This is a genomic window from Agrobacterium tumefaciens, assembly GCF_005221325.1.
Classification (GTDB): domain Bacteria; phylum Pseudomonadota; class Alphaproteobacteria; order Rhizobiales; family Rhizobiaceae; genus Agrobacterium.
Genome location: NZ_CP039889.1, coordinates 312,532 through 328,221, shown reverse-complemented (window position 1 = coordinate 328,221; position 15,690 = coordinate 312,532). Strand labels below are relative to the sequence as shown.

General features: G+C 61.3%; 15 protein-coding genes. 10 read left to right on the top strand and 5 right to left on the bottom strand.

Annotated elements, in window-relative coordinates; translation table 11 throughout:
• The first annotated feature begins 16 nt into the window (after positions 1-16).
• Positions 17-946 (top strand): helix-turn-helix domain-containing protein, encoded by a 930-nt coding sequence (locus tag CFBP5499_RS16420; RefSeq protein WP_080829836.1) that lies wholly within the window; start codon positions 17-19, stop codon positions 944-946.
• On the opposite strand, the gene CFBP5499_RS16415 is transcribed toward CFBP5499_RS16420, so the two are convergent.
• Positions 916-1,677: an IclR family transcriptional regulator gene (locus CFBP5499_RS16415; RefSeq protein ID WP_080829837.1), complete on the bottom strand. Its 762-nt coding sequence runs from the start codon at positions 1,675-1,677 to the stop codon at positions 916-918. The genes CFBP5499_RS16420 and CFBP5499_RS16415 overlap by 31 nt on opposite strands.
• A 139-nt stretch (positions 1,678-1,816) precedes the next feature.
• Here CFBP5499_RS16415 and CFBP5499_RS16410 point away from each other — a divergent pair, with 139 nt between their 5' ends.
• From CFBP5499_RS16410 to CFBP5499_RS16370, 9 genes are all read left to right on the top strand, one after another.
• Positions 1,817-2,524 carry a 3-oxoacid CoA-transferase subunit A gene (locus tag CFBP5499_RS16410; protein WP_080829838.1) on the top strand — a complete coding sequence of 236 codons (708 nt, stop codon included), beginning with the start codon at positions 1,817-1,819 and terminating at the stop codon, positions 2,522-2,524.
• The gene (locus CFBP5499_RS16405; protein ID WP_080829839.1) at positions 2,521-3,216 is read left to right on the top strand and encodes a CoA transferase subunit B; all 696 of its coding nucleotides are present in this window, start codon (positions 2,521-2,523) and stop codon (positions 3,214-3,216) included. The genes CFBP5499_RS16410 and CFBP5499_RS16405 overlap by 4 nt, the downstream gene beginning before the upstream one ends.
• Before the next feature lie 10 nt (positions 3,217-3,226).
• Positions 3,227-4,432, top strand: coding sequence for a 3-oxoadipyl-CoA thiolase (gene pcaF / locus CFBP5499_RS16400; protein WP_137066347.1), 1,206 nt, complete (start codon positions 3,227-3,229; stop codon positions 4,430-4,432).
• Positions 4,433-4,752: 320 nt separating this feature from the next.
• Positions 4,753-5,781, top strand: coding sequence for a LacI family DNA-binding transcriptional regulator (locus tag CFBP5499_RS16395; protein WP_080829840.1), 1,029 nt, complete (start codon positions 4,753-4,755; stop codon positions 5,779-5,781).
• Positions 5,782-6,063: 282 nt separating this feature from the next.
• Positions 6,064-7,005: a sugar ABC transporter substrate-binding protein gene (locus tag CFBP5499_RS16390; protein WP_080829841.1), complete on the top strand. Its 942-nt coding sequence runs from the start codon at positions 6,064-6,066 to the stop codon at positions 7,003-7,005.
• Positions 7,006-7,199: 194 nt separating this feature from the next.
• A complete protein-coding gene (locus CFBP5499_RS16385; protein WP_080829842.1) occupies positions 7,200-8,096 on the top strand; it encodes a sugar phosphate isomerase/epimerase family protein in 897 nt (298 codons plus the stop codon).
• Positions 8,097-8,106: 10 nt separating this feature from the next.
• Complete coding sequence (locus CFBP5499_RS16380) at positions 8,107-9,117, top strand: Gfo/Idh/MocA family protein (protein WP_080829843.1); 1,011 nt, start codon at positions 8,107-8,109, stop codon at positions 9,115-9,117.
• A gap of 7 nt (positions 9,118-9,124) precedes the next feature.
• Positions 9,125-9,910, top strand: coding sequence for a TIM barrel protein (locus CFBP5499_RS16375; RefSeq protein WP_080829844.1), 786 nt, complete (start codon positions 9,125-9,127; stop codon positions 9,908-9,910).
• Positions 9,911-10,126: 216 nt separating this feature from the next.
• On the top strand, positions 10,127-11,173 hold the full coding sequence (locus CFBP5499_RS16370) for a LacI family DNA-binding transcriptional regulator (RefSeq protein ID WP_173990569.1): 1,047 nt from the start codon (positions 10,127-10,129) through the stop codon (positions 11,171-11,173).
• A 9-nt stretch (positions 11,174-11,182) separates the two neighbouring features.
• Here CFBP5499_RS16370 and CFBP5499_RS16365 read toward each other — a convergent pair whose 3' ends face one another.
• Genes CFBP5499_RS16365 through CFBP5499_RS16350 form a run of 4 tightly spaced genes read right to left on the bottom strand, consistent with a single transcriptional unit; the run spans position 11,183 to position 15,687 of the window.
• Positions 11,183-12,232 (bottom strand): carbohydrate ABC transporter permease, encoded by a 1,050-nt coding sequence (locus tag CFBP5499_RS16365; protein ID WP_130932561.1) that lies wholly within the window; start codon positions 12,230-12,232, stop codon positions 11,183-11,185.
• Positions 12,233-12,234: 2 nt separating this feature from the next.
• Positions 12,235-13,230 carry a carbohydrate ABC transporter permease gene (locus tag CFBP5499_RS16360; protein ID WP_080829846.1) on the bottom strand — a complete coding sequence of 332 codons (996 nt, stop codon included), beginning with the start codon at positions 13,228-13,230 and terminating at the stop codon, positions 12,235-12,237.
• Between the two features lies 1 nt (position 13,231).
• A complete protein-coding gene (locus tag CFBP5499_RS16355) occupies positions 13,232-14,335 on the bottom strand; it encodes an ABC transporter ATP-binding protein (RefSeq protein ID WP_080829847.1) in 1,104 nt (367 codons plus the stop codon).
• Entirely contained in the window at positions 14,335-15,687 is a 1,353-nt protein-coding gene (locus tag CFBP5499_RS16350) for a glycoside hydrolase family 28 protein (RefSeq protein WP_173990652.1), read from the bottom strand. The genes CFBP5499_RS16355 and CFBP5499_RS16350 overlap by 1 nt, the downstream gene beginning before the upstream one ends.
• Positions 15,688-15,690 lie beyond the last annotated feature (3 nt).

The following is a 15,690-nucleotide window of genomic DNA, read 5'->3' as shown; positions in this document are numbered from 1 at the left end:
GGAGGAGTGGGGTGAGATGCGGGTTGCTGCCAATGACGGGCTTTATGGCGATGAAGCCGCGCAAGGCACCGATTTTCGCTTCCATTGCGAGACGCTTTTCTCGAGAAGCAGCCTGCACCGTTTCGAAATCGGCCTGCACCATCATTCCGCCTTTCTGCAAATCTTGTACATTTTCGGCGGCGAGGGCGATGCGTTGCTGGACGGCCGCATCGAGCCGATCCGCCCGCCGGTCGCCATCATTGTGCCCCCGGGTTTCGAACATGGCTTTCGTTTTTCCCGCGATATTGGCGGGGTGATCGTTACCATGCTGCCCGGCGCGCTGCCGGCATCGGTGCAGGCCTTGTTACTGCGCAATTTCCAGCAGCCGGTGCTTCTGCCCTTGCGGGATTTCACCGAGAAAGAAGGCCTGCGCAGCGGGTTCGAACGGATTTCCGCGGAATATGAGGTGCGCGAGATTGGTCGCGATGCGATGATCGAAGGCCAGCTCGCCACTGTGGTCTCGCTTCTTTCACGGGCGGCGCGGCCGCTTCTCGAAACGAGCGGCGAAGGTCTTGCCGAACAGCGTTTCGAACGGCTGCTATCGCTGATCGCCCGCCATATCCGCGAGCCGCAGAAAGCCGGGTTTTATGCCAGGAAGCTCGGCCTTTCCGAAACCCATCTCAACAGGCTCGTCCGTTCGGTCTCCGGCCTCAGCCTGCAGCGGCTGATCGCTAAGCGTCAGATCGAAATCGCCCAGCAGGAACTGGTCTTTACTGTCTCCAGCGTGCAGATGATCGCCGAAGGGCTTGGTTTTGCCGATCCCGCTTATTTCAACCGCTTCTTCAGGCGGGAGACCGGCATGACGCCGCGTGCCTGGCGTCTCGCTGAACAGCGCAAAATGGGTGATATAGGCGCGCGGTTGACACCGTCCCAGTCTCAGACCAGCATTCGCGCCAGCTCCCGCTGAACGGAAAGAAGCGCCGGCAGATAACGCTCCACCAGATCCTCCATTGAGGCGACTGAAGCGGCAAGCCCGACATTGAGGGCGGCAACTGTCTGGCCGCGCATGGTTTTCAGCGGCACCGCGATGGAGCGAAGGCCGATCTCCACCTCCTGATCGATCAGCGCATAACCGCGATGGCCGGTCGCCTCGATTTCGGCGAGCAGAGCGTCCATGCCGGTAATGGTCTTTTCCGTGCGCGCCACCAGCCGGGAGGCTTCGAGAATGTCGCGCTGCCGCTCGGCCGTCTGAGCCGAAAGAAGAACCCGGCCCATGGAAGTGCAATAGGCGGGCAGGCGCGAACCCGGCATCAGCGCAATCGACATGACCCGCTGCTGGGCGGCGCGCGCGACGTAGACGATTTCGGTCTCGTCCAGAATCGAAGCGGAGGTACTCTGGCCTATCTCTTCCGAAAGACGGTCGATGAGCGGCTGCACGATCTTCGGCAGCGGCATGGTGGCGAGGCAGCCGGTGCCAAGCCGCAGCACCTTCGGCGTCACGGTGAAGAACTTGCCGTCATAAGCTGCGTAACCAAGCTCCGAAAGCGTGAGCAGACAGCGGCGCGTCGTGGCGCGGTCCAGCCCGGCAATCTCGGCGGCATCGGAAATGGAAAGCCGCGGCCGCTCGGCGCTGAAGGCTTCGATGACCCGCAATCCCTTGGCGAGACCGCCCATCATGTCTCTTTCGCTGACGGCCATGTCACGACTCCATTTGTGCGATATACGAACAAAAATCATATAGCGCACAAAATCCTTGCCGTCGAGGCAGTTTCGGCTTTACCTCATGGCCACGCAGCCTTGCCGGTTCCATCCGCTTGGCTGGATGGAGGTTTTGAGAATGGACAAGACAATCAAGAGTGCGGAAGAGGCGCTTGCCGGCATCGGCGACGGTGCGACGATCATGATCGGCGGTTTCGGCGGCTCCGGCGCGCCCATCGAGTTGATCCATGCGCTGATCGACAGGGGACCGAAGAACCTCACAGTCATCAACAATAATGCCGGTAACGGGCGCATCGGCATCGCGGCGATGATCGACGCAGGCATGGTCAAAAAAATGATCTGCTCCTTCCCGCGCTCTTCCGATCCGCGCGCCTTCACCGACAGATATCTGGCCGGTGAAATCGAGCTGGAACTGGTGCCGCAGGGCACGCTTGCCGAGCGCATCCGCGCTGGCGGTGCGGGCATTCCGGCCTTCTACACCCCGACGGGCTTTGGCACGGAACTGGCCAACGGCAAGGTGATCGCGGAATTTGACGGCCGCTCCTATGTGCAGGAACGCTGGCTGAAAGCCGATTTCGCCATCGTCAAGGCCGAGCTTGGCGATACCTACGGCAACCTCACCTACAACAAGGCGGGGCGCAATTTTAACCCCCTGATGTGCATGGCCGCGAAGACCACCATCGCGCAGGTCTCCAGGATCGTCGCCGCCGGCGAGATCGACCCGGAGCATGTCGTGACACCAGGCATTTTTGTGAACGGCGTTGTGGAAATCCCCGATCCGCAACAGGAAGAAGTCCTCATTCGCGCCGGAGTAGCCTACGCATGACCACGACCATCGACACCCGCGAAGACATCAAGCTTTCCAACGCCCAGATTGCTTGGCGTGCGGCACAGGACATCGAGGACGGCGCCTACGTCAATCTCGGCATCGGCTTTCCGGAAATGGTGGCGCGTTACCAGCCGCCCGGCCGTCAGGCGATCTTCCATACCGAAAACGGCATCCTGAATTTCGGCGAAGCGCCACCTGAGGGAGAAGAGGACTGGAACCTCATCAATGCCGGCAAAAAGGCCGTGACGCTGAAGCCGGGTGCCGCTTTTTTTCACCACGCCGACAGCTTCGCCATGGTGCGCGGCGGGCATCTGGATGTGGCGATCCTCGGTGCCTATCAGGTGGCGCAAAATGGCGATCTCGCCAATTGGCGCGTCGGCTCCAAGGGCGTGCCGGCCGTCGGCGGGGCCATGGATCTGGTGCATGGCGCCAAGCAGGTCTTCGTCATCACCGAACATGTCACCAAGAATGGCGAGCCGAAGCTCGTTGAGAAATGCGCCTTCCCGCTGACCGGCGTTGGCTGCATCACCCGCATCTATACCAGCCATGCGGTGATCGACGTGGTGGACGGCCGTTTCGTGCTGCGCGAAAAGCTGCCGACGATGACGTTTGAGGAATTGCAGGCCATGACCGGCGCGCCGCTCAGTGTGGATGGCGCGGTAGCCGATCTCGTTGCACCGGAACTTTGAGGAAACACCGATGACCGAAGCCTATATCTGCGATTATATCCGCACGCCCATCGGCCGCTTCGGCGGCGCGCTCTCTTCCGTGCGGGCCGACGATCTCGGCGCGGTGCCGCTGAAGGCGCTGATGGAGCGCAACCCTTCCGTCGATTGGGAGGCCATCGAAGATGTGATCTTCGGCTGCGCCAATCAGGCGGGCGAGGACAACCGCAATGTGGCGCGCATGTCGCTGCTGCTTGCGGGCCTGCCGGTTTCCGTGACCGGAGCGACGATCAACCGGCTGTGCGGCTCCGGCATGGATGCTGTCATTGCGGCCGCCCGCGCCGTCAAATCGGGCGAGGCGGAACTGATGATCGCCGGCGGCGTGGAAAGCATGAGCCGCGCGCCCTTCGTTTTGCCCAAGGCGGAGAGCGCCTTTTCGCGTAATGCCGAAATCTACGACACCACCATCGGCTGGCGCTTCGTCAACCCGCTGATGAAAGCGCAATATGGCGTCGATTCCATGCCGGAAACGGGTGACAATGTCGCGGTCGATTATCAGGTCTCGCGCGAGGATCAGGATGCCTTTGCCGTGCGCAGCCAGCAGAAGGCGGCTGATGCACAGGCCAATGGCCGTCTCGATAAAGAGATCGTCTCGGTGACGATCCCGCAGCGCAAGGGCGATCCGCTTGTTGTCGCCAAGGACGAACATCCACGCGCGACCAGTCTCGAAGCACTGGCGAAGCTCAAGCCCGTCAACAAGCGCGAAGGCGCGACGGTGACGGCGGGCAATGCGTCTGGAGTCAATGATGGTGCGGCCGCGCTCATCATCGCTTCGGCGGAAGCGGCGAAGAAATATGGTCTCACCCCCATTGCCCGCATTCTCGGCGGTGCCGCCGCGGGTGTGCCGCCACGCGTGATGGGCATCGGCCCGGCGCCTGCCTCGGCCAAGCTTTTGGCCCGGCTGGGGTTGAAGCAGGAACAGCTTGACGTGATCGAGCTGAACGAGGCCTTCGCCAGCCAGGGCCTTGCGACGCTGCGCCAGCTCGGCATTGCCGATGACGATGCGCGGGTGAATGCCAATGGCGGCGCGATTGCTCTTGGTCATCCGCTTGGCATGTCGGGTGCCCGCATTGCCGGCACGGCAGCGCTTGAGCTCTCCTTGAGAGGGAAGCGGTTGGCGCTTGCAACCATGTGCATTGGCGTCGGGCAGGGTATTTCCGTGGCGCTGGAACGGGTGTGACGGGATAACGACATTCGGCATCGTGATACGGTGTGAATGCCGTGCCGGAGTTTCCTTACGCGTCACAGCGGCTATTCAGGCCACTCGGCAGGCGGTTTTCCCGCCTTTTGGCATATGCCACACTCCTCATTCCTGTGACAAGCACAGGGATGAGGAGAGGCGTGGTGGACTAGTAAAGCAGGCGCCGCGCTGGGCGCGGCCTAAGCATTCCTGCCGTGACGCTCCCCGCTCATATCTCTTCGCGCATGTTGGATTCCATCATGATCCGTGAGATGTTTTGCGAGATATGACGGGAATCTTTCCGCCTCCGGGGTGTCCACATGAAGCGTCCGACCATCACCGATGTTGCAAAAGCCGCCGGCGTCAGTGTCGCCACCGTCGACCGGGTGCTGAACGGTCGCCTGCCGGTGCGGGAGGAAACGGCGCGACGGGTGTTCGAGGCGGCGGAGAAGATCGGCTTTCATGCCGCCAACATCATTCGTCAGCGCATGCTGGCCGATATGCCGTCCTACAGTCTCGGCATCACCCTGCGCAAGGAACGGCACGCCTTTTACCAAACCTTTGCCGACGAGCTGGAGCTTGCGGCGCGCAACATCCGGGACCGCCACATCACTCTGCGCATCGAGTTCGCCCAGTCGGGTGAGCCAAGTGAGCTTGCAGCGCTTCTGAATGGCATGAAAGGCCGCGTGCAGGCTGTGGCCGCCACGGGGCCGGATCACCACGATGTCACGGCCGCCGTCGAGGCGCTGAAGGCCAAGGGCATACCGACGTTTTCGCTGCTGTCAGATTTTGCCCAGGGCGTGCGGGAAGCCTATCTCGGCGCCAACAACATGAAGGTCGGGCGCACGGCGGCGTGGATGATCTCCCGGCTGGCGCGCGGCAAGGGCAAGGTGCTTCTTCTGCTCGGCGGCCACCGTTTCCATGGCCATTCCCTGCGTGAGACGGGATTTCGCAGCTACATGCGCGAATATGCGCCGGAATTCGAGGTGATGGACGCGCTGATTACGCTGGAGACGCGTCGCCTGACCTATGAACTGGTCATGGACACCATCGCCAAGCACCGGGATCTCGTCGGCATTTATTGCGTCGGCGGCGGCATGGAAGGGGTGATCGAGGCGTTGCAGCAGGAAAACCGGCAGGAGACCATCGTCTGTCTTGTCAATGAACTGACGCCCGAATCCCGTCAGGCGCTGCTGGAACGACGCATCAGCGGCGTCTTCCAGACCCCGCTGCGCGAACTCTGCACCGATCTTCTGGCCACTATGGTTCACAGCATCGAACACGGCATGGCGGAAACGCCGGGGCAGCGTTTCGTGCCTGCTCATCTGTGGGTTCCTGAGAGCCTGTGATGGTTTGATAGATTCTATCATAAATCTAGCGCCTGTTTCTATCAGGCTTGATGGTTTCGCCGGTCTCTGACGCGTTGACGCCGCGACCGGACTAGGAAATCTTGGCCACCTGTGGAGCGGGTAGGAGGCCGACCTCCACGACATTAGATTATTTCAGGGTTGCTTGACGCCGCAAATTTTCCTTTGCGGCGAAGGGGCAGCTTTTGCCGGAAAGCCATGACAGCACAACGTTTGCGAGATGGTGCAACCGGTTCTTTTCAAAGGGTTTTGGAGGAGGACGACATGAAAAGACATTTCGCAATTGCAGCTTTTGCCGCCATGCTGGCGACGAGTGCATCGGCTCAGACCGTCGGGGTTTCGATGGCGCTGTTCGACGATAATTTCCTGACGGTGCTGCGCAACGGCATGGTCGATTATTCCAAGGGCATGAGCGGCGTTTCGTTGCAGGTCGAGGATGCGCAGAACGATGTCGGCAAGCAGCTGAGCCAGGTGCAGAACTTCGTCGCCGCCGGCGTTGACGCCATCATTGTCAATCCTGTCGATACGGACGCGACAGTGGCGCTTTCGCAGGCTGCTGCCGCCGCCGGTATTCCGCTTGTCTATGTCAACCGCCAGCCGGTCAATCTCGATAGCCTGCCGGACAAGCAGGCCTTTGTCGCCTCCGATGAAAAACAGTCGGGCACCCTGCAGACGCAGGAAGTCTGCCGGCTCTTGAAGGAGGCGGGCAAGACGGAAGCCAAAGCGGTGGTGATGATGGGTGAGCTTTCCAACCAGGCGGCCCGCATGCGCACGCAGGATATCAAGGATGTGGTCGCCACGCCCGAATGTAGTTTCATCAAGCTTGTCGAGGAACAATCCGCCAACTGGTCGCGCACGCAAGGCTCGGATCTGATGACCAACTGGCTTTCTGCCGGCGTGGAGTTCGATGCCGTCATTTCCAACAATGACGAAATGGCCATCGGCGCTATCCAGTCTCTGAAGGCGGCAGGCCGGTCGATGGACAGCGTCATCATCGCCGGCATCGACGCCACGCAGGATGCTCTTGCCGCCATGGCGGCGGGTGATCTGGATGTCAGCGTTTTCCAGAACGCCGCCGGTCAGGGCAAGGGTGCCCTGGATGCGGCGCTGAAAATCGCCAAGGGCGAGACCATCGACAAGAAGGTCTTCGTGCCCTTCGAACTGGTGACGCCTGACAACCTCAAGAACTATCAGGCCAAGAATTGAGCCATGGCCGTGTCCAGGCGGCTTCTCCGCTCCCGGGGAGTGCCGCCGGGCAGGCCGAACGCGCCGGAGCCGGGACATGACCGGCTCCGGCGAAGGGTGCCGTTCGAACTCGTTACCCCGGAAAACATGTCCGCCCACGCGAAATAAGCCGGTGCTTCGGCCCCCGTCCATTTATCCCTCCACTGGAAACAGCCATGAAACATACGCTCGATCCCCACATGTTCCGGCACCTTTCGTTGCCGGAGACCTGCCGCAAGGTCGCAGACCTCGGTTATGAGTACGTCGAACTTTCGCCCCGCCCGGATTTCCTCTCCTGGTGGACACGCCCGAAGGTCTATCCCGAACGCGTCGCTGAATTCAAAAGGGCGCTGAAGGACCACGGCGTCGGCCTTGCCACGCTGCAACCCATGTATCGCTGGGCGAGCCCCTATCCGGACGAATGGGAGGTGGCGATAGACAACTGGAAACGCGCCATCGAGATTGCCGTCGAGATGGAATGCCCGATGTTCGTTTCGGAATTCGGCCGTGGCGGCTCGCCGGATCGCAGCCTTAACGATCGTTCCGGCCTGCATCGCCCGGAAACCTGCGAGGCGCAGTTCTTCCGCGCCATGGATATTTTGGTACCGATCCTCGAGCGGGAAGGGCTGGTGCTGTCGCTGGAGGCGCATCCCGAAGACTGGATCGAGGAGATCGCGCCTGCCATCGATATCATCAAGACCATCAATTCCAAGGCGGTAAAGGCCTCCTTCATCGCGCCGCATACGTTCTTTTACGGGCCGGACATGGTGGCTAACCTGCGCGAGACCGAAGGACATCTGGTGCATGTGCGCCTTGCCGATACCTATGACCACAACAAGTCGTCGCAGCTGCGCTACATCGTCAATCCGCCCGGCTCCAAGGTCAGGGTGCACCAGCACACCGATTTCGGCCAGGGCGAGATCGACTGGGAGACCTTCTTCGCAACGCTTGCCGATATGAAATTCGATGGCGTGCTGTCGAACTGCGTTTTTGCCTGGGAAGATCGCGTCGATGAAAGCGCGCGGTTCATGCTCAGCGAAACCCGGCGATACGTCGCCAAATACTGGAAATGAGGTTTTTCAGATGACTGTGAGAATTGGTGTCGTCGGCACCGGCGCAATCGGGCGTGATCATGCCCGCCGTATCAACAAGGTTCTGGGCGGCGCGAAGATCGTTGCGCTGAGCGACGTCAACCGCGCCTCGGCCGAGGCGGTCAAAAATGAGATCGCCCCGGATGCCGTCGTTTTCGCCACCGGCGAAGAGCTGATCGCATCGCCTCATGTGGATGCCGTGCTCGTCACTTCATGGGGCGCGACCCATGAGCAATATGTGCTGGAGGCCATTGCCGCCGGCAAGCCGTGCTTTTGCGAAAAGCCGCTGGCGACCACGGCGGAAGGGGCGAGGCGCATCGTCGAGGCCGAGGTTGCGTATGGCACGCGGCTGGTGCAGGTGGGCTTCATGCGCCGCTACGATGCCGGTTACGTGGCGCTGAAAAAAGCCGTGGATACGAAGATCGGCGCGCCGATCATGGTGCATGCCGCCCACCGCAACCCGGCGGTTCCTGAGCAATATGTGACGCCCATGGCGATCCACGACACCATGATCCATGAGATCGACGTGCTACGCTGGCTGCTCGATGACGATTATGTTTCGGCAAGGGTTCTCTTCCCCCGCTCCGCCGCCCGCAGCCACGCAAGGCTGAAGGACCCGCAGATCGTCATTCTGGAAACCGCCAAGGGCACGATCATCGACGTCGAAATCTTCGTCAATTGCCATTATGGCTATGATATCCAGTGCCAGGTGGTGGGTGAGGACGGCATTGCCAGCCTGCCAGATCCGATGTCCATTCAGACGCGTCTTGGCGCGAAGTTGCAGAATGACATTCTGACCGACTGGAAAGATCGCTTCATCGCGAGTTACGATGTTGAATTACAGGATTTCATCCACGCGGCGGCGAAGGGAACGGCATCGGGACCGAGTTCCTGGGATGGCTACGTGGCCGCCATTACCTCCGATGCCTGCGTTGCCGCGCAGGAAACGGAAGGGGCCGCGGTCGCCATCGAGCTGCCAGCCCGTCCTGCCCTTTACAAGTGAGGTTTTTATGCGTTTTGCCATCAACCACATCACCGCGCCGAAGCTTTCCCTCGAGGAATTTTTCGCGACCGCCCGCAGGCTCGGTCTCACCGAAGTCGAAATCCGCAACGACCTGCCTGATATCGTTGGCACAATGAACCCGGCTGCGGTGAAGGCGGCCGCCGAAAAAGCGGGCGTGTCGATCATCTCGATCAACGCGCTTTATCCCTTCAACGTCTGGTCGGGTGACCTGCCGAAACGGGCGGTCGCCATGGCCGATTATGCGGTGGCCAGCGGTGCCAAGGCGCTGGTGATGTGCCCGCTCAATGACGGCACGGCGGTGCCCTTCGATGATCTCGTGACCGCGCTGAAGGCCATGAAGCCGATCCTCGAAGAACGCGGCCTGACCGGCCTTGTCGAACCGCTCGGCTTCCCGGTCTCGTCGCTGCGCACCAAGGCCGAGGCCATCAAGGCCATCGACGCTGCTGGCGGCGGCGATGTCTACAAGCTGGTGCACGACACCTTCCACCATCACCTTGCGGGCGAGACCGTGTTCTTCCCCGAACGCACCGGCCTCGTGCATATTTCCGGCGTTACAGACCCTGCCGTCTCCGTCGCCGACATGCTGGATGCCCACCGCGTTCTGGTGGATGGCGACGACCGGCTGGAGAATATTGCCCAGATCAGGACGCTCGAGGCGGCCGGTTACAAGGGGCCTTACAGCTTCGAGCCTTTTGCGACTGAGGTGCATGAACTGAATGACCCTGCCGCTGCCGTGCGGGATAGTATCGGGCATATCTCCCAGGCGCTCTGACCGCAGCACCGCCCGCGGTTCGCCGCGGGCGGCGCTGATGGCCGGGGATAAACGAACGGCAAAAACCCAAAGAAATCAATTCCGGATTTACGGATGATGCTGTAGTCTTCCAGCGACTAGAGAACAGCAAACAGGCACGGGTATTCTTCAGACCGACTGCGTGACGCAGGCTTTCTGCCCGCACCGTCCGAAGAAGAGTGGTTGGATTTCCCCTTTATGAAAATAGACCGGAAAACGACGCTTAAGGACGTGGCGCGGGAGGCGAATGTTTCGCTGAGCACTGCTTCGCATGCCATCAACGGCACTGCGCCCTTGACCACGCAGGTTCGCGAGCGGGTACTGGAGGCGGCGCGCACGCTCGGTTACCTCGAAAACCGCCGGCAGAAGGCGACGATCGCCACTTTGCGCGTCGTGCTTCTGGCCATGACCAATGACGCAGCCCCTCAGAGCGACCTCAACATGGTCAGCTGGACGATGCTGAACGGTTTTCGGCGCGAATGCGAGCGGCGCGGCATTCGCATCGTTCCCTATGTCAGCGCGACGAGCCGGATTGATCCGGTCGCCGTGGCGGGGGCTGCGGATGCCGACAATGTCGATGGTATCGTGGTTCTCAATGATGACAGGCCGCAGCTGGTTGAGGCGCTGTCGGCGCTTGGGCGGCCTGTGGTGCTGATCAATGGCGAAGACCCGGCCATGATCGTCGATACGGTGACGGCCGAAAACCGTTTTGGCGCGCGGCTCGGCATCGAGCATCTGCTGTCGCTCGGGCATCGCAATATCCTGCATATCACCTGGAAGGGGCGCACGACGATCCGCCGCCGTTATGATGGTTTTAGCGACGCGTATCTCGCGGCGGGCCTTGTCGTGCCTTCGGATATGGTGGTCGAGGTCGACAGCTATGAGCCGCAATGGGGCGAGGCCGCCATTCGTCGGCTGCTGGCCGAGGAACGTCCGCTCAGAAATGCGACGGCGATCTTCTGCGCCGCCGACAATCTGGCGCTCGGCTGTCTGAAGGCGCTGACGGAAGCCGGAATACGGGTTCCCGATGATGTCTCGGTGCTGGGTTTCGACGATATCATGCCAGCGGCCTTCAGCGCGCCGCCGCTCAGCACCATTCAGTTGCCGGCTGACCGGTTGGGCGGTGCGGCGCTTGCGCTGCTGGAGCAGCGGCTGGTGGCAGCCGATCCGACACGTCCGGCGCATCGGCTGGAACTTGGTTGTCGGCTGGTGTTGAGAGGCAGCATCGCGCCGCCCCCCAGGTGATGTCGGGGATTATTTCATTCCCGTGCCGGCAATGCCTGTTGTGATGTAACGCTGCAGGAACAGGAACACGACGGTGACGGGTGCCAGGCTTAGGAAGGTCATGGCGAGAATATAGTGCCATTGCACCGAGAACTCGCCCTGAAAGGCGTTCAGTCCCACTTGCAGCGTGAAGTTCTCGCGGCTGCTGAGAACGATCAGCGGCCAGAGGAAGTCGTTCCAACGCCAGAGCACCGAGAAGATGGCGAGAACCGCGAGAGCCGGGGCTGTCAGCGGCAGGATGATGCGCCAGAAGATGCGGAATTCGCTTGCCGCATCCACACGGGCGGCCTCGATCAGCTCGTCGGGAATGGTCAGCATATATTGCCTGAGCAAAAACACGCCGGTCGGAGTCGCGACGGTGGGGATGATGACGCCCCAGAGATTGTCCACGAGGCCGACGCCGACGATGACGAGATAGGCCGGCACCATGACGACGGTGAGCGGGATCATCAGGGTGGAGATGATCAGCACGAAGATCGCCTTCTCGCCGCGGAAGCGGTATTTCGACAGTGCGAAGGCCGCCATGGCGTTGACGATCAAGGTCAGAACAGTCGCGACGAGGGTGACGAAGACCGAGTTCTTGAGGAAGGTCAGGAAGCTGAACTGGGTCAGGGGATCGGTGAAGTTCTCCGTCGCGATGGTCAGTTTCTGAACCGGCGTTATTTCGCGTGTATCGACGCTGACGGGCGGGCCGGGATTGGCGGGGTCCACCATCTGAGCTTTGAGGCCGACACGGCGGATCATGGCCATTTCCCGCTCCACGTCATCGATGGTGGCTTTCCATAGGCTGAGCGGTTTATCGTACCCTTGCACCTCCACCTGCACGGCGGCGCGGGGCAGAAGGCTCGGCGGAAACCGGGTGATTTCGGCTTCCGGCTTCAGCGATGACATGGCGGCCCAGACGACCGGGATGAGAACGGCGAGCGTGCCGCCGATGAGCCAGACCCAGGAGAGGATGTCGGTGAGGCCGATCCGGCCGGGGCGGCGGGTACGCGTGAGGAACGCGACGGCGTTGGACATGGTCAGGACTCCATCTTTTTGCCAAGGCGCAACTGCACGAGGGTGAGTGCGAGAAGCACAAGGCCCATGAGAACCGATGCGGCGGAGGCAAGGCCAAACAGCCTCAAATCGCTGCCAAAGGCCATCTGGTAGATATATTGCACCACGAATGTATTGGCCGTGCCCGGCCCGCCGCCATTGGTGAGAACCCAAGCCTCATCAAAGATTTGCACCGAGCGGATCATCAACAGGATGAGCACAACGAGCAGGTTGGGGCCGAGAAGCGGTAGGGTGATGCGGAAAAGCGTGCGCCGTGGCGATGCGGCATCGATGGCGGCGGCCTCATAGAGATCCTTCGGGATCGCCTGAAGGCCGGCGAGCAGGATCAGCGTATAAAAGCCCATATGGAACCAGACCGAAACGACGACCACGAAGAAGCGCGACCAGCCGACATCCAGCAGGAAGATTTCCGGCGGCACGCCCAGCATCTGGAAAAAGGCGTTGAGCAGGCCGTTGCGGTCCAGAAACCATTTCCAGATGAGGCCGATGACGACGGGCGACAGCAGCACCGGGTAAAAGAACATGGCGCGGAAGAAACCGCGCGCGGCGATCGCCCGGTTGAGGATCAGCGCCGTGATGAGCGCGACCAGCAACGTGGCGACGACATTGAAGGCGACGAACCACAGCGTGTTCCAGATCGCTGTCCAGAACAGCGATTCCCGGCAGCTTCCAGGGTCCATATAGCTCTGGCAATCCAGCAGCTTGCCGAAATTCTCCAGACCGACAAAGGGGCGGTCGGAGATCAAAAGTTCCGTACCGCCGGTAAAGGCGTAGCCGACGGCAATCGCAATCGGCAGGAAGGTGAAGATGCCGAAAAGAACGAGGTTCGGCATCAGGAAGATATAGGGCATGCGCCTTTTGCCGATCAGCCGCTCGATGAAGTTGAGCGGAACTTCGGCGATTGCCATCACGGCATCGAGCGCACGGTCGGACAGTCTCGCAAGCGTCGGATTGGCCATGCTAACCTCTCCTTTCGCTCTCAAGACGCGGCAGCGCCAGTTCGGTGGCGGGATCAAAGACATGCACCTTTTCCCGTGCCGGCATGATCTTCAGAACGGAGCCGGAAGCGGGCGCGAAATGACCCGCCTGATGCACGATGATCTGCTCCTTCTCACCCTTGATATTGCCATAGAGATAGGTCTCGGTGCCGAGGCTTTCGTGGTACTGCACCTCGAAGGGCAGACCGGTATCCGCGATGGTGAAATGCGAGGGGCGAATGCCCGCCAGAACCGCCTGTCCGGGACTGACCGCGGCCGGATCGGCAAGGCAGGGGAGCGACACACCGTAGCCGGCATCGATGGCAATGCTGCCGTCTTCGCCCTTGATAATGGTGCCCTTCAGCATGTTCATGCGTGGCGAACCGAGGAAACCGGCAACGAAGAGGTTGCGCGGATTGTCGAAAAGCTCAAGCGGGCTGCCCACCTGTTCGATACGCCCGGCGCGCAGCACCACGATCTTGTCGGCCATGGTCATGGCTTCCACCTGGTCGTGGGTGACATAGATCATCGTGGTCTTGATATCGCGGTGTAGCCGCGTGATTTCGGCGCGGGTCTGCACGCGCAGTGCGGCATCGAGGTTCGACAGCGGTTCGTCGAACAGGAAGATGTCAGGCTCGCGCACGATGGCGCGGCCGATGGCGACACGCTGGCGCTGGCCGCCGGAAAGCTGTTTCGGCTTGCGGTCGAGATAAGGCTCGATGGCGAGCATACGCGCGGCCTCATTGATGCGGCTTTCTATTTCCGCCCGCTTGAAACGCAGGTTTTCCAGGCCGAAGGCGAGGTTCTTGCGCACGCTCATATGCGGATAAAGCGCATAGGACTGGAACACCATGGCGATCTTGCGCTCGGCCGGCGACAGCGCGCTGACATCGCGTCCGCCAATGCCGATGGTGCCGGAGGAGACGTCCTCAAGCCCCGCGATGATGCGCAGCAGGGTGGATTTTCCGCAGCCCGAAGGGCCAACGAAAACGACGAACTCCCCATCCTCGATCTCAAGATCGATATCATGCAGGACATGAACGGCACCGAATGCCTTGTTGAGGTTCTCTAGCTTCAGACTTCCCATTACCTGCTCCCTTCGGGCAAGCTCGCCGTCGCGACGATCTCTTCGATATTCCAGCCCTCGGGCAAGGGCGTCATTCTCCTGATGGCGACATCATGCGCCGAAAACCCGTGAACGCCCGCAAGGTAAATCGCGGGCATGCCGCCCGGATAATCCTCCATGCCGACGATCCGGCCCTGTGCATCCTGCGTCCAGGCATTGGCGCGGCCAGCCGCATCGGCGCTTGGCGCTATGTCGGCATTGGTGGGGCGAAGGTCATATTGCAGGCCGGTGCCGAGCTTGCCGGGCTGCTGCGCAAGCGTGATGCGCTCCAGCCGGACATTGTGAATGCCGGCCGCCGAGGTGGAGACAATGTTGATTGCTCCCTCCATCGAACCGCTCAAGTCTTCCACGACCAAATTGTCCACGCTGCCGGCCTGCCGTTCGGGGCGACGGTCGACGACCGTGACGGTCACCGCTTCACCGGAGCCCCAGAAACCACCCGGCGTTTCCTGGCACTCGGCCTCGATCCGCGAAAAGCGGATGTTGCGCATGGCGCCGCCATCGCGGGAGAACAGGCCCATGCCGCGATTGGACTGCACGACCTTGCAATCCTCGAACACCACATTGATGAAATCGCCGAAGGATTCGGTGCCGAGTTTCAGCGCGCAGCTCATGCTGGAAACGGTGCAGCGGCGCACGGTGATATCGGCGCAGACCCCCACGGCCTTGCCATCCGGCCCGGCGCTGGTTTTCAGGCAGATGCCGTCATCGGCGGTCGAGATAAAGCAATCCTCGATCAAGGCGCGCCGGCAGGCATCGAGCACGATGCCGTCGGTATTCGGCAGGCGGCGGTCGTTTTCGATGCGCAGGTTGCGGAAATGGAGGTCCTCGCAATCGACCATATGCAGCGTCCACATGGGGGAGCCGCTGACGTGGAGGTTTTCGAGGCGCACGTTGCGGCAGGCTTCCAGCACCATCGCGCGTGGGCGTTTTTTCGCCGGGATATAGGTTCCCATGGCCGCGTCATCGCCGATGATGAAGTTTTCACCGCCGGCCTCGATACGGCCGGGACCGGTGACGGCGATATTGCTTGCGCCCTTGGCAATGATCATCCCGCGATCGGAGTCTTCGGCAATCACCGAAACCCGGGTGAGCGCATAAGCGTCGTAATCGGAAACGGGGGCAAGCACCGCATCTTCGGCAAGGTGCAGTTCCACGTCGCTTTTGAGATGGAGGCCGGCGCTGACATGACGCCCGGCCGAGAGAGACACCCGCCCGCCGCCTGCCGCTGACACGGTGTCGATCGCCTGCTGGATGGCCGCCGTGGCATCAAGGCCACCTGCCGCAACTGTGATGTCCTGACTGATGTTCATAAT